Here is a 19,101-nt window from a genome sequence, read left to right as displayed (position 1 = left end):
ATGTTCCATAAAGGTTCGCAATCCGTTCACTAGGAAGGCGCCCGGACATGCTGACGCGCAAGCAGCACGAGCTGATATGCTTCATCGAGGACCGTCTCGCCGATACGGGCGTCTCGCCCTCGTTCGAGGAGATGAAGGACGCGCTGGAGCTGAAGAGCAAGTCGGGTGTCCACCGTCTCATCAGCGCGCTCGAGGAACGCGGCTATCTCCGCCGCCTTCCCAACCGTGCCCGCGCGCTCGAGGTTATCAAGGCGCCCGAGCGTGGCCCCGAGGCGAAGCGCCCCGCGCCGCCCTCAGTCAAGCGCACCATGCCGGAGCCAGCCAACGACGTGGTCGAGATCCCGCTGCACGGCCGGATCGCGGCCGGCGTCCCGATCGAGGCGTTCGAGGGGTCGACGATGCTTCCGGTGCCCGCCGCGCTGCTCGGCGCGGGCGAGCATTTCGCGCTGGAGGTGGCGGGTGACTCGATGGTCGAGGCCGGCATCTTCGACGGCGACTATGCGCTGATCCGTCGTCAGGAAGTGGCGCGTGACGGCGAGATCGTCGTGGCGCTGATCGAGGACAGCGAGGCGACGCTCAAATATTTCCGCCACGAAGGTGCGATGATCCGCCTCGATCCCGCCAACCGCGCCTACGACCCGCAACGCTACGCCCCCGCGCAGGTCCGCGTACAGGGCAAGCTCGCCGGCTTGCTGCGGCGTTACTCGTAGAAACCCAGACCGTCGCCCCGGACTTGATCCGGGGCCCCGCTTCTTCTCAACGCTCGGCGAACAGCCCGCATAGGCACAACCTTCGCAAACATCGAAGCGTCGGCAAGGCCCGCACGGCGACCCTCACGCACCACCCCGGCGAACGCCGGGGCCCAGTTGGGCGAACCTTCGCAACGACTTAGCGCTGGCCGCCAACCAAACCCCACAATCTCGCAGCACCGCGACAGACCCGTCACGGCCGCGTCGCGTTCGAGCCCGCAACAGGCAACATCGACAACCCTCCCGCAAACATCGGCGAGCCTTTCGCCGCGTCCCGCGCCTGATGCTGACTCGCAATCACCCACGGATGCGCGTCGTCCGCCGCACGCACCGTCGCGACGCTTCCGGTCGCAAACGTCACCCGCACCCCACCCGTCCGGGCCAGCGTGGTTCGGCCGAGCGTCAGCCACCGTCCCCGTCACCGACGCGGCAACCGCCGCTCGCTGACCACCACATCCGCGCGCCGACACAGCGATATCAGCTGCTTGGAGGGCACCAGATACAGGCTCCGCGTCGCCAGCACGCGCCAGACACGCCCGTCCACGTGCCGCTCCATCCAGAACAGATCGCGATTGCACCGCGCGCCCTCCACCTCGCTCAGCAGCGCGGGCGTACCATCCAGCCCGCCCGCCTCTGCGAGCAGATCGCTGACGTAATCCCCTGTACGATCACGCAAAATCGCCACCCGGCCGTCGTCTCCACGCAGCGCCAGATGCCGCCCGTCACCGGTGACGATCAGGTCCGGGACCGGAGTCGCGACCGTCCAGATCGCACCGACCACGATCGGCAAGAGCCCGATATAACGCCACCGCGTCCGCCATATCGCCAGCCACAATCCACCCGCCACCATCGCCCCGAACGCCGCCCGCGGCATCACCGGCAGCGCCGTCACAGCGCCCGGGGCCCCCGCTACTGTCCTGGCAATCCACAATAAGATCGCCAGCGCCCGATCGGCCACCCACCACCCTGGTGCCCCGAGCCCGATGGTATCGAGCAGCAACGCCACCGCCTCGGCCGGCATCACCACGAACGTCGTCAGCGGGATCGCGACGATATTGGCGATCGCTCCATAAAGTCCCGCCTGATGAAAGTGATAGACGGCGATCGGCATCAGCGTCAGTTCGACGAGCAGCCCTGTCAGCAGCAACGACGCCACCGCGCGCAGCCCCGCCCGCCACCGCGCTTCCTCATGCTCGCCGAACCACGCTCGGACCCGCGGATGCTCGTGAAAGGCGATGATCGCCGTCACCGCCGCAAACGAAAGCTGGAAGCTTGGCCCGACCACCGACTCCGGCCAGCACAGCAGCACCACCATCGCCCCCGCCGCGACCAGCCGCAGCGTCAGCGCCTCGCGCCCCAGCACCAGCGCCACCAGCACCATCAGCGCCGCGACACAGCTGCGGATCGTCGGCACCTGCGAGCCGGTCAGCCACGTATAGCCGATCGCCGCGACCGCCCCCGCCGCGGCGGCGACCAGCGGCAGCCGCCCGGTCAGCGCCAGCCGCGGTGACAGCGCCAGCAGCCGCAGGGTCAGCCACATCACCAATCCGACCGCGGCAGTGATGTGCAACCCACTGACCGACAACAGATGCGCGAGCCCTGCGCGACGCATCGCCTCCGCATCCTGCTCGTCGATCGCGCCGGTATCCCCGGTCGCCAGCGCCGCGGCGATCCCGCCCGCGCTGCCCGCCAGCCGCGCCTCTATATGCCGCGTCAACGCCGCGCGAATGTCGGTTGCGCCCGCCTCGCCGGGGCTGGTGATCGTTATTGGGGAAGCCGCGGCCTGTCGCGCCGAGGCCGGTAAACCACGCTACCCGCGCGAAATCATAGGCGCCGGGGACGGCGGGTGGCGCGGGGGGCATCAAGCGTGCCCGAACCCGGATCGTCGCGCCGCGTACCAGCCCGCCCGGTGCCGCCTGCGCATCGAAATTAACCCGCACCCGCGCCGGTGCGGAGCCTTCCCCGTCCCATTTCGAGACCGTCAACGTCACTCGGGTCAACCGCCGTGCCGGCAATGGCTCGATCTGCTCGACGCGCCCGCTCAGCCATGCGATCGCCGGCCGACTCAGCACCGGCGCCGCGACCCGCTCCGCTCGCGCCCAGGTCAGCGCCAGCCCCATCGCCACGGCGACCGAGAGTACCGCCGCCAGCACGGGCGCACGCCCGCCCCGCGCGACCGCCAGCGCCGCCGACCCCGTCGCCAGCACCAGCAACAGCACCGAAACCCAGCTTCGCGGGTCAGGCAGCGCGAACCACGCCGCCGCGCCCGCCCCCAATGCCACGGGCACCCACAGGACGAGCTGGTCGCGCTCCGCCTCCAGCCGCCGTTCGACAGCCCGCTGTATCAAAGCGATGCCATGCGCGGCGCGTGTTTGAAGCGCCGACGATGCTTTGCTAGAGGCGGGCGCGGCTGAACTGGCCATCCGATTATCCAGCCTGGGAGCAAGCGCGCTTGAGCGCAACCGACAAAACCGCCAGCGCGGACGGCCGCGCCGTCGTCACCCGCTTCGCCCCGTCGCCGACGGGGTTCCTTCACATCGGCGGCGCGCGCACCGCGCTGTTCAACCTGCTATACGCGCGCCATCACGGCGGCACGTTCCGGCTGCGGATCGAGGACACCGACCGCGCGCGCTCGACGCAGCCCGCGATCGACGCGATCCTCTCGGGGATGCGCTGGCTCGGCCTCGATTGGGACGGCGAGGAGGTCTATCAGTTCGAACGCGCCGATCGCCACGCCGCCGTCGCGCAGACGATGGTCGAGAACGGTCATGCCTATCGCTGCTATCTGACGCAGGAAGAGCTGGACGCGATGCGCGCCGCGGCACAGGCCGCCAAGCAGCCGCTGCGCATCCGTTCGCCGTGGCGCGACCGCACCGACTATCCCGCTGACAAGCCCTATGTTGTCCGCCTGCGGGCGCCGACCGAAGGCGCAGTGACGATCGAGGATCGCGTCCAGAGCAGCGTTACCGTTCAGAATGCCGAACTCGACGATCTCGTCCTGCTCCGCTCCGACGGCACGCCCACCTATATGCTGGCCGTGGTCGTCGACGATCACGACATGGGCGTTACGCACGTCATCCGCGGCGACGACCACCTCAACAACGCCTTCCGCCAATTGCCGATCTATCGCGCGATGGATGCGATCGAAGGCGGCTGGCCCGATCCGGTCTACGCGCACATCCCGCTGATCCATGGCAGCGATGGCGCAAAGCTGTCGAAGCGCCACGGCGCGGTCGGGATCGAGGCGTATCGCGACGAGCTGGGCATCCTGCCCGAGGCGCTCGACAATTACCTGCTCCGGCTCGGCTGGGGGCATGGCGACGCCGAGATCATCTCACGCGCCGAAGCGATCGAATGGTTCGACCTGGCCGGCGTCGGCAAGTCGCCGAGCCGTTTCGATCTCAAGAAGCTCGAGAACCTCAACGGCCATTATATCCGCGCCGCCGACGATGCGCGGCTGGCCGATCTGGTCGCCGAGCGACTCGAGTTCGATCACGACGATACCCGTCGTTCGATCCTGCGCACGGCGATGCCGTCGCTCAAGCCGCGCGCGGCGAACCTCAACGAGCTGACCGACGCCACCGCCTTCCTCTTCGCTGCGCGTCCGCTCGCGATCGAGGAAGCCGCGCAGCCGCTGCTCGGCGGCGAGGCGCCCGCCCTGCTCTCGCGTCTGCACACGAAGCTTGACGCGGTGCACAACTGGGATACGGAGACCACCGAAGCGGTGGTGCGTTCGGTGGCCGAAGGAGCGGGCGTGAAGCTCGGTCAGGTCGCCCAACCCCTTCGCGTCGCGCTGACCGGCCGCAAGACATCGCCGGGCATCTTCGACGTACTCGTCCTTCTAGGGCGCGCGGAAAGCCTGGCCCGCATCGCGGACCACATGACCCCGACCGGGGCCTGACAGGAGAAGATCATGACCGAAGCCGCCAAGTTCACGCTGTCGGGCAACCAGCTCGAGTATCCGGTCCTTTCGGGCTCCGTCGGCCCGGACGTCGTCGACATCCGCAAGCTGTATGGCCAGACCGGCGCCTTCACCTACGATCCGGGCTTCACCTCGACCGCCTCGTGCCAGTCGAAGCTGACCTATATCGATGGCGACGAGGGCGTCCTGCTCCACCGTGGCTATCCGATCGGCGAGCTGGCCGAACAGTCGAGCTTCATGGAAGTCTGCTACCTGCTGCTCAACGGCGAATTGCCGGACCAGGGCGAACTGGATGCGTTCTCGCGGACCATCACCCGCCACACGATGGTGCACGAACAGCTCGCGCAATTCTTCCGCGGCTTCCGTCGCGACGCGCACCCGATGGCGATCATGTGCGGCGTCGTCGGCGCGCTCTCGGCCTTCTACCACGATTCGACCGACATCCACGATCCGCAGCAGCGCATGATCGCGTCGCACCGGCTGATCGCCAAGATGCCGACGATCGCGGCGATGGCGTATAAGTACAGCGTCGGGCAGCCGTTCCTGTATCCGGACAACTCGCTGTCCTACACCGGCAATTTCCTGCGCATGACCTTCGGCGTACCGGCCGAGCCCTATGTGGTGAACCCGGCGGTCGAGAAGGCGATGGACCGGATCTTCATCCTCCACGCCGATCATGAGCAGAACGCCTCGACCTCGACCGTCCGTCTGGCCGGTTCGTCGGGTGCGAACCCGTTCGCGTGCATCGCGGCGGGCATCGCCTGCCTGTGGGGCCCGGCGCATGGCGGCGCGAACGAGGCGGCGCTCAACATGCTGCACGAGATCGGTACGCCGGAGCGCATTCCGGAGTTCATCGCGCGCGCCAAGGACAAGAACGATCCGTTCCGCCTGATGGGCTTCGGCCATCGCGTCTATAAGAACTACGATCCGCGCGCGACCGTCATGCAGAAGACGGTGCGCGAGGTGTTCGAGGCGCTCAACGTGCAGGATCCGCTGTTCGAGACGGCGCTGCGGCTGGAAGAGATCGCGCTCAACGATCCGTATTTCGTCGAGAAGAAGCTGTTCCCCAACGTCGATTTCTATTCGGGCGTGATCCTGTCGGCGATCGGCTTCCCGACCAGCATGTTCACCGTGCTGTTCGCGCTGGCGCGCACCGTCGGCTGGGTGGCGCAGTGGAACGAGATGATCACCGATCCCGACCAGAAGATCGGCCGCCCGCGTCAGCTCTACACCGGGCCGACGCAGCGCAGCTACGTGCCCGTCGGGCAGCGCTAAGCCCGTATGTTCCGGCTCCGCCCACTCCTTACCGTCGTCGGCGTGCTCTGCCCGCTGATGGGGGCGCTGTGGATCGCGCAGGGGCTGGGCTATGTGAACTGGCCGCGCTCCAGCTTCATGCTGGGGCGCGGCATCTGGGCCGATTACGGCAGCGGCCTAGCGATCTTCGGACTGCTGCTGATCCTGCTCGCCCGGCGCCTGCGCTGAAGCGGCGGGCAGCGCGAGCGTGAAGCTCGCGCCCTGCCCGCTCTCGCTTTCCACGGTCAACGATCCGCCCATCGCCTGCGCCAGCCGCCGCGCGATATAGAGACCCAGCCCGCTCCCGCCTGGCACGCTGTCGTCACCGCGGGCGAATTTCTCGAAAATTCGCGCCTGATCGTGCGCGGCGATCCCACGCCCCTGATCGCTGATTTGCAGTCGCACTTCTGCGTCGCGATATCGCGCTCGCACGCGCACCACCCCGCCAGCGGGCGAGTAATCGATCGCGTTGCCCAGCAAGTTGACGACGATCTGCAGCACACGTCGATAATCGCCGCACGCCGCCATCGTATCGCCAGCGAATGGCGCGATCGTCACCCCGCGTGCCGCCGCACGCGCGGCCACCAGCGCCGCCCCTTCTCGCACGACTCCAACAAGGTCGACCGCATCCCGCGCGACCGCCAGGTCACCGCGTTCGATCGCTTCCATATCGACAAGATCGTCGACCAGCCCCAGCAGATGGCGCCCGGCGCTGGCGATATCGATCGCATAATCGCGGTAGTGCGGATCAAGACCGCCCTGGTCCGCACCGCTGATGCTCTCCGCCTGTGCGATGATCGTGTCGAGCGGCTCGCGCAGGGTGCGACGCAGGCGGGCGTTGAACGCCGCGGTCAAACCGTCGCGGATCCCGGCAGCAACCCCGGTATAGACCCCGCCCACAAAGCCGGCGAAGCCGCCCGCGGCATCGCAGCGGACCCGCGCCGCCAGCGACACCCGCGCCCGGCTGGCGCGCACCGTCGCCGCCTGCCCCGCGAAGTCGCGAACGTTCGACATCGCCTCCAGCAACGGCATCGCGCCGTCCCCTCCGACCTCAAGCACGAACAGCGTCGTGAACGGCTGCCCCAGCACCGCCACCGGATCGATCCCATGTCGCGCCGCCGCCACCACGTCGAGCCGCGTGACACGCAGCCCGGCGTCGATCTCCCATGACCATGATGCATCGGCGGGCGGCTCGTTCGCGATGATCGCTGTCGGCGCAAGCGTCGCACCCGGACGCTCGCGCAACAGAGTGCCGGCGAGCGCGACGGCTCCGTCCCCGTCGGGCACGACGCGGACGTACCAGTCGCCGTCGGCTTCGTCATCGCCGATCGTGATCGTACGCGCGACGGGCACGCGCAACCCGCGCGCGATCCGCACCAGCGCCGACACCGCCGCCAGCGCCAGACCACCGCCTCGCGGCCCGCTGGCACGATCGTTGAGATCGGCGAATCTCGCGTCGGCGCTCAACACGCTATCGTCGGCATCGAGCAAGGCGTTGAACGCGCCGCGTGTCACGGCCTCGTCCGTTCGATCGGCGCCCGCGACGCCAGCGCGCGCACCGCCACGCGAAAGTCACCCGGCAGCCGCAACGTCGCGATCGCTTCCGCCGCCGCGCGAGGTTCGAGCGCGCCGAGCGGGTCGAGCACCTCGATCAGCATCGTTACATCGCGCTCCCGATCCGCCTCGGACAACAGAAAGCCCGCACGTGCAATCGTATCGCGATCGAGTCCGGCCGCGCGCAGCGCCAGCCACAGCCGGTCGCTCGCCGAATCGAGCACCAGCGACAAGGCAGCTTCGGCATCGATACCGATCCCATCGGCCAGCAACGCCGCGAACAATGCCGTGCGCGCGCTCTCCAGCGCGCGGACCATCAATGCCCCCCGATCCGCAACCGACGGTGCCAGCGCGCGTACCAGCCGCGCTGCCGCCTCACCAATCTGGCCTTCATTGGCGCGCGCGATCCGGTGCTGCGCCGCCTCGCACAGCGCCGCATCCGCCTCTGCTCCACCCGCGGCACCAAGCCGCTCGCGCAGCGCCGCGGCGACCCACCAGACGATCCGGGTCTGGATCGCTGCGGGTAGCACCGCATGGCGCCCCTCCGACGCAGCGCGGCGCATCCCGTCCGCCAGCAGATACTCGCCCGCCGCAGCGCGTTGCGCCGCATCACCGTTCTGAATCAACGCGGTGACGATCGTCATCCCTGCGTCCGGCGAGCGCTGTGCGGCCAGCGACTCATCAAGAAGGTCGATCCGCGCCTGCGCGATCAGCGCGGCGATCAGCTCGGCGTCGCGCATCAATCCGGCGTCCAGCAGGCGTGGCCACGCCAGCGACCGGTTCGAGCCCAGCACCGCCGCCGCCTCGCGCCGGCCGACCGCCATCAGCGCGCGCGCGGCATCGCCCGAGACATGCTGCTCGACCGCGCAGATCGTCGCCTCCGCCAGTCGCAGCGTGGCCGCGCGGGTTCGATCGTCCAGTCGCCCGGGCTGCGACAGGAAAATGTCCTCGACCGCCACAGCGAGCCGTTGCCCGGCGGCATGCTCGGCGTCGGCCGCATAGGATGCCAACCGCGCCGGATCGCCCAAGACGCTGGCATAAGGGAGGAAGCCGACATGCATCCCCCTTATGCCGTGTTCGTTAATGGGCGGCTAAGTCTGCCGCAGCCGCTCTACCGCGGCGATCAGCGTGGTGACCGCATAGCCCGCCACTATCCCGATGCCGAGCGCCGGGTAGCCGAACAGCGCGAACAGCGTCAGCAGCGCGAGATAGGCGGGGGCCACGCCCCACCACGGTCGGCGGCTCCCGGCGCTTGCCGCACGCTCGCCGACGCCCCCCGCCACGAGCGCGAGCAAGGCAAGCAGGCGCGCGCTGGTGGACGCGGCAGCGCCATCGACGACATGCGCCAGCAACAGCACGGCCAGGGCCGGCGCGATCAGGATCGCGGCGCGGTTGGCGCGCAGCAGCCCCGGTTCGTCACGGAACAACGCCAGCGCCCCCGCCAGCTCCGCACCCAAGACGCTCACCAGCACCAATGCCAGCCCCAGCCCCGTGAAGCCGGCGCCGACCGTCACCAGCCCTGCGGCCATCGCGGCCCCGGCGGCCCCGCTGCACGCCTCGGTCCCGATGCCCTGCCGCGCGATCCACGGGATCGCCATCCGGGCGAGCGGGCGCAGCACCAGCCGCTCGAACCAGCTCGGCCGCACCGCCATCGACGCCGACAGCACCGCGCGCCCGCGCTCCTCCAGCGCCACGGCGCGGCGTTCGATGCCGTGCCCCATCGCCATATTGTCGAGCCGAAGCGTCACATGCCGCGCGCCGGCCTGTTCGGCAGCATGGAGCAGGGTCGATTGCAGGTCGTAATCCTCGGGGAGCCGCGCGGCATCCGCGACACGCCCGGCATCGATCCGCGCCACCCCCGCCCAGGCCGCACCGCCGCCGACCCGCTCGAACGTCGAGCCGGCCTGCGTACCCGGCACCACCAGCAGCGCGTCGCCCGCTTCGCCCGCCATGCGGCTGATGACATCCTCGGTCGTGACCAGCCCGTCGGCGACCATCACGACGCGCGCCAGCGGGTGCAATTTGGCGAGCGCGTCCGCGGCGCTGCGCACCGCATCCACCGCCACCCCACGCCGTCCGATCCGCGCCATCGCGCCGATCAGCTCCGGGGTCAGCCGCGAGACGACGACCACGATCTGCGCCACGTCACACGCGACCAGCAGTCGCGCCTGATATTCGATCAGCGTGGCCGCCGCGAACGGAAGCGTCGCCGCGAGCATTCCGGAGCGATCCTCCGCCTCGTGGGTCGCGAATAGGAGGCCAGCAAGCATGGTCATGGCTGTTAGGGTGGCCGCGGACGACTGGCAACAATCCCCGACACGACCGCCGCTTGCGCCGAACCGAGCCGCCCCGCGCACCTGAAACGGGTTTCCGGACGCGGCAAACGTGTTACACCGTTGAAATGAACGGGGGGCCGTCTTCCATTTTCGACATTCGACCAGCAGGCGCTGAAACGCCGGCAGAGCAACTCGTCCCGACGCCTTATGCGGAGCCGCACCGTCACGTGATCGATCCCGTCTTCTCCGATGACGAGGACGCCGCTGTGCCGCTGCGTCGTCGTGCCATATTGGGCTGGGTCGCGATCGTGCTGGCGGCCGTCTGGGTTGCCGCGTTGCTGTGGATCGCACGCGATACGTTGGTGACGATGCCGCCGCTGGCCTTGGCGCAGTTCGGTGCCGCTGCGGCGACCGTTCCGGCGCTGGCCGGGATCATCTGGCTGCTGACGCTGCGCACCAGCGATGCCGAGGCACGCCGCTTCGGCGCGACCGCACGCGCGATGCGCAACGAATCGCTTGCGCTGGAAGGCGCAGTCGCGGCGCTGGGTGACGAAATCGATGAGCGGCGCACGGCACTGGCCGAACACGTGCGACTGCTGACCGCGCTCGGCGACGCGGCGACCGCACGACTGACGACGATCGGCCAAGACCTGTCGAACGAGATCGCGCGCGCGGACGCGCACGCACGCACGCTGGCGAGCGCCACCGATCACGCCGCGGATCAGCTGGAGGCGCTACTCGGTGCCCTCCCGCGCGCGACCGATGAGACGCGAACGCTGGCGGCGACGATCGATCAGGCCGGGTTGGTCGCCTATGAACATAGCGCTGCGCTCGACGCGCAGGTGGCTGCGCTTGCGGCGCGCGGGCGCGAGGCGGAGAGCGTCGCGGGCGGCGCCGCCGAGAAGCTCGCCGCCTATATGCAGCGGATGGAGGCGACCAGTGCCACCGCCGGGCTGCGGCTGGAGGGCGTGACCTCCGACGCCTCGGTCGCGGTCGATGCGCTGCTCGAACGTACCGCCATCGCCATCGACGAATCGCGCAAGGGCATCGTCGCGCAGGGCGAAGCGATGCTGGCGATGGTCACCGCCAGCCAGCAGGCGCTCGATCATGCCGCACGCGGCAATGCCGAGGCGCTCAGCGAGCGGATCGAGCTGGTCGAGGTCGTGATCGAGCGGATCGCGGCGCGTCTCGATGCACAGCGCGGCGCGGGCGAGATGCTGTTCAGCACGCTCGACGATGCGATCGACCAGGCCGGTGTGCGGTTCGACGCGCTTCATGCCGACGGCACCGAGCGCAGCCGGCAATTGGCCGCAACGATCAGTGCGTTGCAGGCGACCACCGAGGCGCTGATCGCCGCGATGGACAGCGGCAACGGCACCGCGGAGCGCACGATCGCCACCACCGAGCATCTGCTCGTCGCGCTCGACGCCGCGGCGCGGGAGATGGACGAGACGATGCCCGACGCGATCGCGCGGCTCGAATCGCGGGTCGGCTCGACCAAGCAGGTGATCGTCGCCGCCAAGCCCGAATTGCTGGCGCTCGTCACCGCCGCGGAGAGCACGCACGACGCGATCGAGGCGGTGGCGCAGGTCGTCGCCGAGCAGCGTCAGACCGTCGAGACGCTGACGACCCGGCTCAGCGAGGGGCTGGAGCGTGGCCGTGCGCAGGCCGGGCTGATCGGCGATGCGGTCGAGGATGCCACTCGCCGCGCCGACGACTTGGCCGAAGAAGCCGCGCCGCGCTTGCTCGAAGCCTTGCTCCGGGTTCGCGAAACCGCCGCTGCTGCTGCGGAACATGCGCGCGAGGCATTGGCGCGCGTCATCCCCGAAGCGGCCAGTGCATTGGAAAGCGCCGGCGTCGCCGCGCTGGAGCGCGCGGTCGGCAGCGGGGTGCAGAAGCAGGTCGAACAGGTCGCGCGCATCTCCGAAACTGCCGTGGCGGCGGCGAGCCGCGCCGGCGACCGGCTTCAGACGCAATTGGAGGGCATCGAGAAGACGATTGCGGTCATCGACCGGCGGCTTGAGGAAGCACGCGAGGCAAGCGAGGAAAACGAGCGCGACACCTTCGCCCGCCGTGCGTCGCTGCTGATCGAATCGCTCAATTCGGCGTCGATCGACCTTACCCGCACCTTCGCACCGGAAATCTCCGACAGCGCCTGGGCAGCCTATCTCAAGGGCGACCGCGGCGTCTTCACGCGCCGCGCGGTGCGCTTGCTGGACGGCTCCGAGCAGCGCGATGTGGCCCGCCTCTATGATGAGGACGGCGGGTTCCGGGAGCAGGTGAACCGCTACATCCATGACTTCGAAGCGATGTTGCGCACGATCCTCGCCCAACCCGATGCCTCGCCGCTGGGCGTGACGTTGCTGTCGTCGGACATGGGCAAGCTGTATGTCGCGCTGGCGCAGGCGATCGAACGACTGCGCTAAAGCGACGTTCGCTAATCACCCGCGTTCTCCAGTCATCCCGGACCTGATCCGGGATCCCGCTTCTTCTTTCTGTCGACAAAGTGGGGCCCCGGATCAAGTCCGGGGCGACAATGACGCGATTGTTCGACTCAAAACATCGACGAGGCGGCATGAAGTCCTGAATGTCGATCCGGCCTATGGTGTGATCTGATCAAGCCGACGTATCATCCCGGCAAAAGCCGGGGCCAGTTCGGGCACTCTGCTGATACATGTCACGCTTCATCTCGCGGGCCTTCCCAACTGGCCCCGGCCTTCGCCGGGGTACAATAGAGATGGTTCAAGGCCGCGGGATCAGACCTTGGCGCACACCGTTGGCCTCGGGCGACATCTACAGATTTTCGGCCGCGAGCAGATAGTCGCGCATCTGCACCGCGCCAGGATCGGTCATCCGCAGCCGCACCCGGCGACGGTCGGTGGGATCGGGATCACGCGCGATCAGACCGCGTTCGACCAGCATCGCGATCTGACGCAGCGCGGTGGTGAGCGGCGCGCCGGAGGCTACCGCCGCGCTGGTCGTATAGGTGTCGCGGCCAGCCAGTTCCTGCGCGAACAGGTCCAGCATCAGGTCGAACGCCGGCTCGCCGAACATTTCGTCCTCGAAGAAGCGCGTGCGCAGTCGCCGCTTGGCAAGGATGCGCTGGGCGGCCCCGCGCAATACCCGCTTCTCGTCGGCGAGCGGCGGCCCGTCGATCAACTCCACCGTCGCCAACATCCGCCGCATCGGACCGGCATGGAAGAGGCTTACATGATTGGTGACCCAGACGTGGCGCCCGTCGGCACCGATATAGCGTTTGGTGATCGAAAACGGGGTGCCGTCAGCGACCAGCGCCGCGGCCCGCTCGCGATTGACGTCACGATCATCGGGGTGCGTAAACTCAAGAACGTCACGCCCGATCAGCGCATCGCGCGCATAGCCGAGCGCCGCGCCATAGCTTTCGTCGGCATCAACGATACGAAGCCGCTCGTCCGTCAGACAGCTCAACAGCTTCCGCGCCCCCGCCCGGTCGACGGCCCGATACATGTCCCCGAATTCCCTGTTCTATGTGATCGCTCCCGACCATCTGGTCGGAAGCGTCTCACACCAACATCACAAGAAATCCATTGCGACGCAACATCATTATGGCCGCGATTGGGAGCGTTATCGATCGATCAGAGGCGTTGCTTACCCGGATAGGCGAATAGCAGGTCGGCGTCCTCCGACGCGTGAAGTTGCTCGTTGCCGGTCACCATCACGCACTCGCCCGCCTTCCACGCGACACCGGCAACGACGCCCTCACCGCGGATCGGGACCAGCCAGCCGGTCTTATCATCCGGAAGCGCGATGTCGCGTTTGCCGCCCGTCCAGCGCTCGAGAACGAATTTCGGCCCTTCGACCAGTATCTTGCGGCCGGGCGCGACTTCGCCCGGCTGCGGCGGGGCCACATAGGGGTTCAGATCGGCCACCGCCACGCCGTCGTCCAGATGCAACTCGCGCGGCCGACCGTAGTCGAACAAGCGATACGTGGTGTCCGAATTCTGCTGGACCTCGATCACCGTCAAGCCGGCGCCGATCGCGTGGATCAACCCGGAATGCGAGTAATAGAATTCGCCTGCCTTCACCGGCTTCCAGTCGAGCTTGTGCTCCAGACTTCCGTCCTCGGCCGATGCGCGGAGTTCGTCCTTGGTCATCGGCGCGAGCGGGCCGACCGCGATCGTCGAATCGGGTTCGGCGGCCAGGATCGTCCAGCATTCGTCCTTGCCACGTGGCAGACCGCGCTTGTGCGCTTCTTCGTCGGACGGATGGTCCTGCACCGACAGCTTCTCGCTCGTGAACAGATATTTGATGAGCAGCTCGGGCTCTTCGGGGTGCGGCGACTGGAACCAGATTTCGCCGATCGGCTCCGCGTCGGGCGCCGGATCGGGGAAGCCTGGGTATAGATGATGCCGCCCCCAAGGCTTTTCGACGCGCTTGGTGGCGAGCAGGGTCGCGGGCATAAGCGTAATCCTTCGTTCGGGTCGCTGACAGGCGCATCAACGCCTTCCCGCTAGCCACTGTTGCGTGCGCGCGAAAGCCGTTGTTCGCGGGGGTTCCTCTAAGCTAAGAGCCGAGGCGATGCGTACCCTCACCCTTCGCCCGCTCCCCACCCGTTCGTTCGCGATCGGGGTTGTCGCTGCCTTGGCCGTATCGCTTGCCGGTTGCTCGAGCGGCTCGCGCAACCGCGCCGACCTCCCCTATGTCGCGCGCGACGTCGGCACGCTTTATTCCGCAGCCAAGCAGCGCCTCGATCAGGGGCGCTACAAGGAAGCCGCGGCATTGTTCGACGAGGTGGAGCGCCAGCACCCCTATTCGGTATGGGCGCGCCGCGCGCAGTTGATGGGCGCGTTCAGCTATTATCTCAGCGGCGATTACACGCAGGCGATCCAGGGTGCGCAGCGCTTCCTGTCGGTCCACCCCGGTAACCGCGACGCCCCTTATGCCTATTACCTCGTCGCGATGAGCTATTACGAGCAGATCAGCGACGTCACCCGCGACCAGAAGATCACCCAGCAGTCGCTCGACTCGCTGGGCGAGCTGATGCGCCGCTATCCGACCTCGCGCTACGCCGCCGATGCGCGGTTGAAGCAGGATCTGGTCCGCGACCACCTCGCGGGCAAGGAGATGGAGATCGGCCGCTTCTACGAGCGTCGGCGCCAGTGGCTCGCCGCGACGCTGCGCTTCCGTCGCGTCGTCGATCAATATCAGACGACGACGCACACGCCCGAGGCGCTGCTGCGGCTGACCGAAGGCTATCTCGCGCTCGGTGTCCGCAACGAGGCAGAGAAAGCGGCGGCGGTGCTCGGCGCCAACTATCCCGGCACCGATTGGTACGGCCGCGCTTACAAGCTGATGAAGGAAAACCCGCCCGCGACGATCGCGCCGCTGGCGCCGGGTCAGCAGGTGGTCGCCGTCACTGCCAAGCCAGCCGTTCCCGGCGAGGCGACCGGCGCCGCACCAAAGGCCGATGCGCCGCTCCCTCGACTCCGGCGACGACTGGCGGCGACGCACAGGCGGGTGTGCCGACCCCAGGCGTTAGCTCGCCATCGCCGGCGACCAATCCGACCGGCGGCTGATCGCGCGCGGTCGGAACAAAAGGGTAACCACCCGCGCATTTTGCGGGTAAGGAGCGGCTGCCCATGCTGACCGCGCTTGCTATCCGAGACGTCGTGCTGATCGAGGCGCTGGAGCTGGAGTTCGGCCCCGGCCTCGGCGTGCTGACCGGCGAGACCGGCGCGGGCAAGTCGATCCTGCTCGACGCGCTCGGCCTGGCGCTCGGTCGGCGCGGAGAAAGTACCCTGGTGCGCGCGGGAGCGGCACAGGCGGTGGTGACCGCGACCTTCGACACACCGCCGGCGGTCGCCGCGCTGCTTGCCGATAACGGGCTGGAGATCGACCCGGGCGAACCGCTCATCATCCGACGCCTGGTCAAGGCGGACGGCGGCAGCCGCGCGTTCGTCAACGATCAACCCGCCTCCGCGACGCTGTTGCGCGAAATCGGGCCGATGCTGGTCGAAATCCACGGGCAGCATGACGATCGCGGATTGCTCGCCGCGACGGGACATCGCGCGTTGCTCGACAGCTACGCCGGCCAAGGCGCACGCGACGTTGCCACCGCCTATGCGGCGTGGCGCGAAGCCCGTGTTGCGCTTGCCGAGGCGCGCGACGGGATCGCGGCGGCGCAGGCCGATCGCGACTGGCTCGAACATGCCGTCGCCGAGCTGGAAGCGCTCGACGCCGAGCCCGGCGAGGAGGAGACGTTGGCCGAACGGCGCCGCACGATGCAGCGCGCCGAGAAGAGCGCCGGCGAGCTGGAAGCGGTTACCGAGCATCTGGAAGGCAGCGCCGGGGCGCTGAGCCATTTGCGTCAGGCTGCACGGGTCCTGGAGCGGATCGCCGAGGATCACCCTGCCCTGGGCGAAGCGCTGGCGGCGATCGATCGTGCGCTGATCGAGGGCGGCGTCGCCGAGGAGAAACTGCGCGATGCCGCGGTCGCCTTGCTCTACGATCCGCGGCAGCTCGAAGACGATGAGGCGCGGCTGTTCGAGTTGCGCGCCATGGCGCGCAAGCACCGCGTCCAGCCCGACGCGCTGGCCGCGCTCGCCACGGAGTTGCGCGATCGACTCGTTCGGCTCGATGCCGGCGAGCAGGGCTTGGCCGATCTGGAGCAAGCGGTGGCCAGGTCGCGCGTCGCCTACGATCGTGCCGCCGAACACCTGACCGCGATCCGCACCGACGCCGCGACGCGCCTAGACGCGGCGGTGGCGGGCGAACTGGCGCCGCTCAAGCTGGATGCGGCGCGCTTCCGGACGGTCGTGGCGCCATTGCCCGAGAGCGATTGGTCCGCGGCGGGGCGTGACCGTGTCGAATTCGAGATCGCCACCAACCCGGGCGCGCCTTTCGGGCCGCTCGCGAAAATTGCGTCTGGCGGTGAATTGTCGCGCTTCATCCTCGCGCTCAAGGTCGCGCTCGCCGAACAAGGCGGTGCGGCGACAATGATCTTCGACGAGATCGACCGCGGCGTGGGCGGCGCGGTGGCGAGTGCGATCGGCGAACGGCTGGGGCGGCTGGCGGAAGCGACGCAATTGCTCGTTGTGACGCACAGCCCGCAAGTCGCGGCGCGGGGCGCTACGCACCTGCTGATCGCCAAGGCCAGCGACGGTACGGTGACTCGCACCGGGGTACGCCCGCTGAATGCCGAAGGGCGACGCGAAGAGATCGCACGCATGCTTTCCGGGGCGATGGTCACCGCGGAAGCGCGTGCGCAGGCGGAGCGGCTGCTGGAGACGGCGTGAGGCGCTGACCTGACGGTTTGAAGCGCCCCCAAACCAAGTCCGGGGTGACGACGCCTACTTCGATCCGCCTCGCACGACTCAGTGCGAGGCGTCCGCTATGCGCCTACACGGCGCTTCCTCAATCCTTCCGCCGCGTCTCCGCCGGCGCGGTATCGACCTCGTCGCTCCGCTCGCCGCGCTCGCTGCGCGCGGTCATTCCCGTCGCGGAGGCGTCGTCCATCATCTGCGCGTCCGGCGCGGCGTCTTCCGGGGGCGGAAGGATCGCGGTGTCGTTGCTCGGCGTCGGGCTCGGCTCGACGAAGGGGGTCGGTTCCTCGGTCGGGGTCGGCTCGGGGGTCGGCTCGAGTTCCTGCACAGCCATGTTCATCTCGGGCGGCTCGGGCTCGGACTTCGAACAGCCCGCCACACCCAATCCCAACAGCGCGACCAACGCCAACCGATGCCGCCATACCGTCATTCGAACTTCCTTCACTTCGCCGCCAGCGCCTGCGCGGCAGACCGTCGCTCGACCGTAGCAGCCAGCTTGCCGTCCCAGCCATAGGGATCTTCGCGGAAGCCGACCTGCCCGTCCGCGCCCGCAAACGCCGACCAATACAGCAGATAAACGCTGACCGGCTCAGCCATTTTGGCGCGCACCGTCTTGCCCGCAGTCACTGCCGCGTCGATCGCGTCAGGCTGCCAATCGGGCGTCGTCGCCATCAGCAATTTGGCGAGATCCTCGGGCTTTTCGAGCCGGACGCAGCCGTGGCTGGCGAGCCGGTCGAACTTCGAAAAGCCGGACCGCGCCGGCGTATCGTGGAGGTAGACCGCGAAGTCGTTCGGAAAGTCGAACTTGAACCGCCCAAGCGCGCTCTGCTCGGACGCCTGCTGCAGCCGCTTCCCGCCATCGCCGGTGTCGATCACGCGAAAGCCATTACGTTTCAGATAGCCGGGATTGGCGCGCTCCTTGGGCCACAATTCCTTGGTCGCGATCGAGCTGGGCACGTTCCACGGCGGATTGATGACGATGCTGCTGATTTGCGACACCAGCATCGGGGTTTCGTTACCGGGACGGCCGGTCACCGCGCGCATCGACATGATCGGCCGATCGCCATCGAACGCGGTCAGCACCGCCGCCGCGATATTGACCTGCACGCGCCGACGATCAAGCGTCGGCGGCAGCCAGCGCCACCGTTCCAGATTGGCCATGATCGACTGGATGCGCTGCTCGACCGGGACGTTGAGCGCGGCAAGCGTCTGCGTGCCGACCTGACCGGCGGGGTTGAGGCCGTAGCGGCGTTGCGCCCGGCGCACCGCCTCCAGCAACGCCGCGTCGAAACGGTCGCCGGTGCCGGTCAGCTCGGGATCCTCGATCGCCAGCCGTTCACGCAGCCGCCCGACCGCCGGACCGCTGCTGCCATAAGTCGGTGCAACGGTCAGCACCGGCCAGCCGCCCGCGGCCGCGATCTTGCGATAGCGCGCCAGCCCCTCCACCAACGTGTCATAGCCCTGATAGGGCGGTGGGAGCGAGCGCATCCAGGTCGTCAGCCGATCACGCGCGACCGCATCGGTAAAGCCAGGCAGCGGGTCGTAGGCGGTCGGGCGGATGCCCCAGTCCTTCTGAAAGTCGGATGGCATCAGCCGTCCGCCATGCACCGCGCGCGCATGGTCGAGCGCGACGCGCGCAAGCGAGGCGCTGTCAAGCCGATCGAGATCGGTGCGCGGCGTACGACTAAGCCCCTGCGCTACCTCGTCTTTCGCGATCAATTTCGCCAGCTCCTGCCGCTGCGCATCGCTAAGCGTCGGGAGGGGAAGTTGCGGCTGAACCAGCGGGATCGACGTCGGCGCGGCATTCTCCGGCGTCACGGGCACCTGTGCGACGGACGGCGTCGCGGCGACGAGCGCGGCGAGCAAAAGGCTGGGTTTGGCAAACGACATCATGGCTGTGGGCTTATCACCTTTGATTCGCGTGGTTGAGAGGCCGAATCGCACAATCTCGCTTGCAGCGGTCGCAACACCCGGCCTTCTGCGGCTCTCAACGAGCAAACACTTGA

Annotated in this window: 15 protein-coding genes and 1 pseudogene; 7 read left to right on the top strand and 9 right to left on the bottom strand. The window is 68.3% G+C overall.

The window, feature by feature from the left end; all coding sequences use genetic code 11:
* Nucleotides 1–47: 47 nt before the first annotated feature.
* Nucleotides 48–710: a transcriptional repressor LexA gene (gene lexA / locus QP166_RS03100; RefSeq protein WP_159757719.1), complete on the top strand. Its 663-nt coding sequence runs from the start codon at nt 48–50 to the stop codon at nt 708–710.
* A 457-nt stretch (nt 711–1,167) separates the two neighbouring features.
* Here the strand turns inward: lexA and QP166_RS03095 are convergent, their stop codons facing one another.
* A complete protein-coding gene (locus QP166_RS03095; protein WP_333914580.1) occupies nt 1,168–2,466 on the bottom strand; it encodes a ComEC/Rec2 family competence protein in 1,299 nt (432 codons plus the stop codon).
* A gap of 121 nt (nt 2,467–2,587) precedes the next feature.
* Nucleotides 2,588–3,172 (bottom strand): annotated as a pseudogene (locus QP166_RS03090) (DUF4131 domain-containing protein); the annotation flags it as partial.
* A gap of 29 nt (nt 3,173–3,201) precedes the next feature.
* Here QP166_RS03090 and gltX point away from each other — a divergent pair.
* Genes gltX through QP166_RS03075 form a run of 3 tightly spaced genes read left to right on the top strand, consistent with a single transcriptional unit; the run spans nt 3,202 to nt 6,153 of the window.
* Nucleotides 3,202–4,650, top strand: coding sequence for a glutamate--tRNA ligase (gene gltX / locus QP166_RS03085; RefSeq protein WP_333914579.1), 1,449 nt, complete (start codon nt 3,202–3,204; stop codon nt 4,648–4,650).
* A 12-nt stretch (nt 4,651–4,662) separates the two neighbouring features.
* A complete protein-coding gene (gltA, locus tag QP166_RS03080) occupies nt 4,663–5,946 on the top strand; it encodes a citrate synthase (RefSeq protein ID WP_333914578.1) in 1,284 nt (427 codons plus the stop codon).
* Between the two features lie 6 nt (nt 5,947–5,952).
* The gene (locus QP166_RS03075) at nt 5,953–6,153 is read left to right on the top strand and encodes a hypothetical protein (protein ID WP_333914577.1); all 201 of its coding nucleotides are present in this window, start codon (nt 5,953–5,955) and stop codon (nt 6,151–6,153) included.
* Here QP166_RS03075 and QP166_RS03070 read toward each other — a convergent pair.
* The 3 genes from QP166_RS03070 to QP166_RS03060 are packed head-to-tail and all read right to left on the bottom strand — an operon-like array spanning nt 6,103 to nt 9,788.
* On the bottom strand, nt 6,103–7,479 hold the full coding sequence (locus QP166_RS03070; protein WP_333914576.1) for a sensor histidine kinase: 1,377 nt from the start codon (nt 7,477–7,479) through the stop codon (nt 6,103–6,105). The two genes, QP166_RS03075 and QP166_RS03070, sit on opposite strands and share 51 nt — an antisense overlap.
* Nucleotides 7,476–8,579 carry a DUF2336 domain-containing protein gene (locus QP166_RS03065; protein ID WP_333914575.1) on the bottom strand — a complete coding sequence of 368 codons (1,104 nt, stop codon included), beginning with the start codon at nt 8,577–8,579 and terminating at the stop codon, nt 7,476–7,478. Before QP166_RS03065 ends, QP166_RS03070 begins: the two co-directional genes overlap by 4 nt.
* Nucleotides 8,580–8,609: 30 nt before the next feature.
* Nucleotides 8,610–9,788 carry a hypothetical protein gene (locus QP166_RS03060; RefSeq protein WP_333914574.1) on the bottom strand — a complete coding sequence of 393 codons (1,179 nt, stop codon included), beginning with the start codon at nt 9,786–9,788 and terminating at the stop codon, nt 8,610–8,612.
* 233 nt (nt 9,789–10,021) lie between these two features.
* Between QP166_RS03060 and QP166_RS03055 the strand changes: the two genes are divergently transcribed.
* Complete coding sequence (locus tag QP166_RS03055; protein WP_333914573.1) at nt 10,022–12,220, top strand: hypothetical protein; 2,199 nt, start codon at nt 10,022–10,024, stop codon at nt 12,218–12,220.
* A 367-nt stretch (nt 12,221–12,587) separates the two neighbouring features.
* On the opposite strand, the gene QP166_RS03050 is transcribed toward QP166_RS03055, so the two are convergent.
* Nucleotides 12,588–13,241 (bottom strand): PAS domain S-box protein, encoded by a 654-nt coding sequence (locus QP166_RS03050; RefSeq protein ID WP_333914572.1) that lies wholly within the window; start codon nt 13,239–13,241, stop codon nt 12,588–12,590.
* 167 nt (nt 13,242–13,408) lie between these two features.
* Nucleotides 13,409–14,233, bottom strand: coding sequence for a class I mannose-6-phosphate isomerase (locus tag QP166_RS03045; protein ID WP_333914571.1), 825 nt, complete (start codon nt 14,231–14,233; stop codon nt 13,409–13,411).
* 118 nt (nt 14,234–14,351) lie between these two features.
* On the opposite strand from QP166_RS03045, the gene QP166_RS03040 reads away from it, so the two are divergent.
* On the top strand, nt 14,352–15,419 hold the full coding sequence (locus tag QP166_RS03040; protein WP_333914570.1) for an outer membrane protein assembly factor BamD: 1,068 nt from the start codon (nt 14,352–14,354) through the stop codon (nt 15,417–15,419).
* Nucleotides 15,413–17,068, top strand: coding sequence for a DNA repair protein RecN (gene recN / locus QP166_RS03035; RefSeq protein ID WP_333914569.1), 1,656 nt, complete (start codon nt 15,413–15,415; stop codon nt 17,066–17,068). Before QP166_RS03040 ends, recN begins: the two co-directional genes overlap by 7 nt.
* A 118-nt stretch (nt 17,069–17,186) precedes the next feature.
* Here the strand turns inward: recN and QP166_RS03030 are convergent, their stop codons facing one another.
* Both QP166_RS03030 and QP166_RS03025 read right to left on the bottom strand, forming a co-directional pair.
* A complete protein-coding gene (locus QP166_RS03030; RefSeq protein WP_333914568.1) occupies nt 17,187–17,525 on the bottom strand; it encodes a hypothetical protein in 339 nt (112 codons plus the stop codon).
* A gap of 11 nt (nt 17,526–17,536) precedes the next feature.
* Nucleotides 17,537–18,988 (bottom strand): L,D-transpeptidase family protein, encoded by a 1,452-nt coding sequence (locus tag QP166_RS03025; protein WP_333914567.1) that lies wholly within the window; start codon nt 18,986–18,988, stop codon nt 17,537–17,539.
* Nucleotides 18,989–19,101 lie beyond the last annotated feature (113 nt).

It is taken from the genome of Sphingomonas sp. LR60 (assembly GCF_036855935.1).
Taxonomy (GTDB): domain Bacteria; phylum Pseudomonadota; class Alphaproteobacteria; order Sphingomonadales; family Sphingomonadaceae; genus Sphingomonas.
This window is presented reverse-complemented; position numbering and strand designations above follow the sequence as displayed.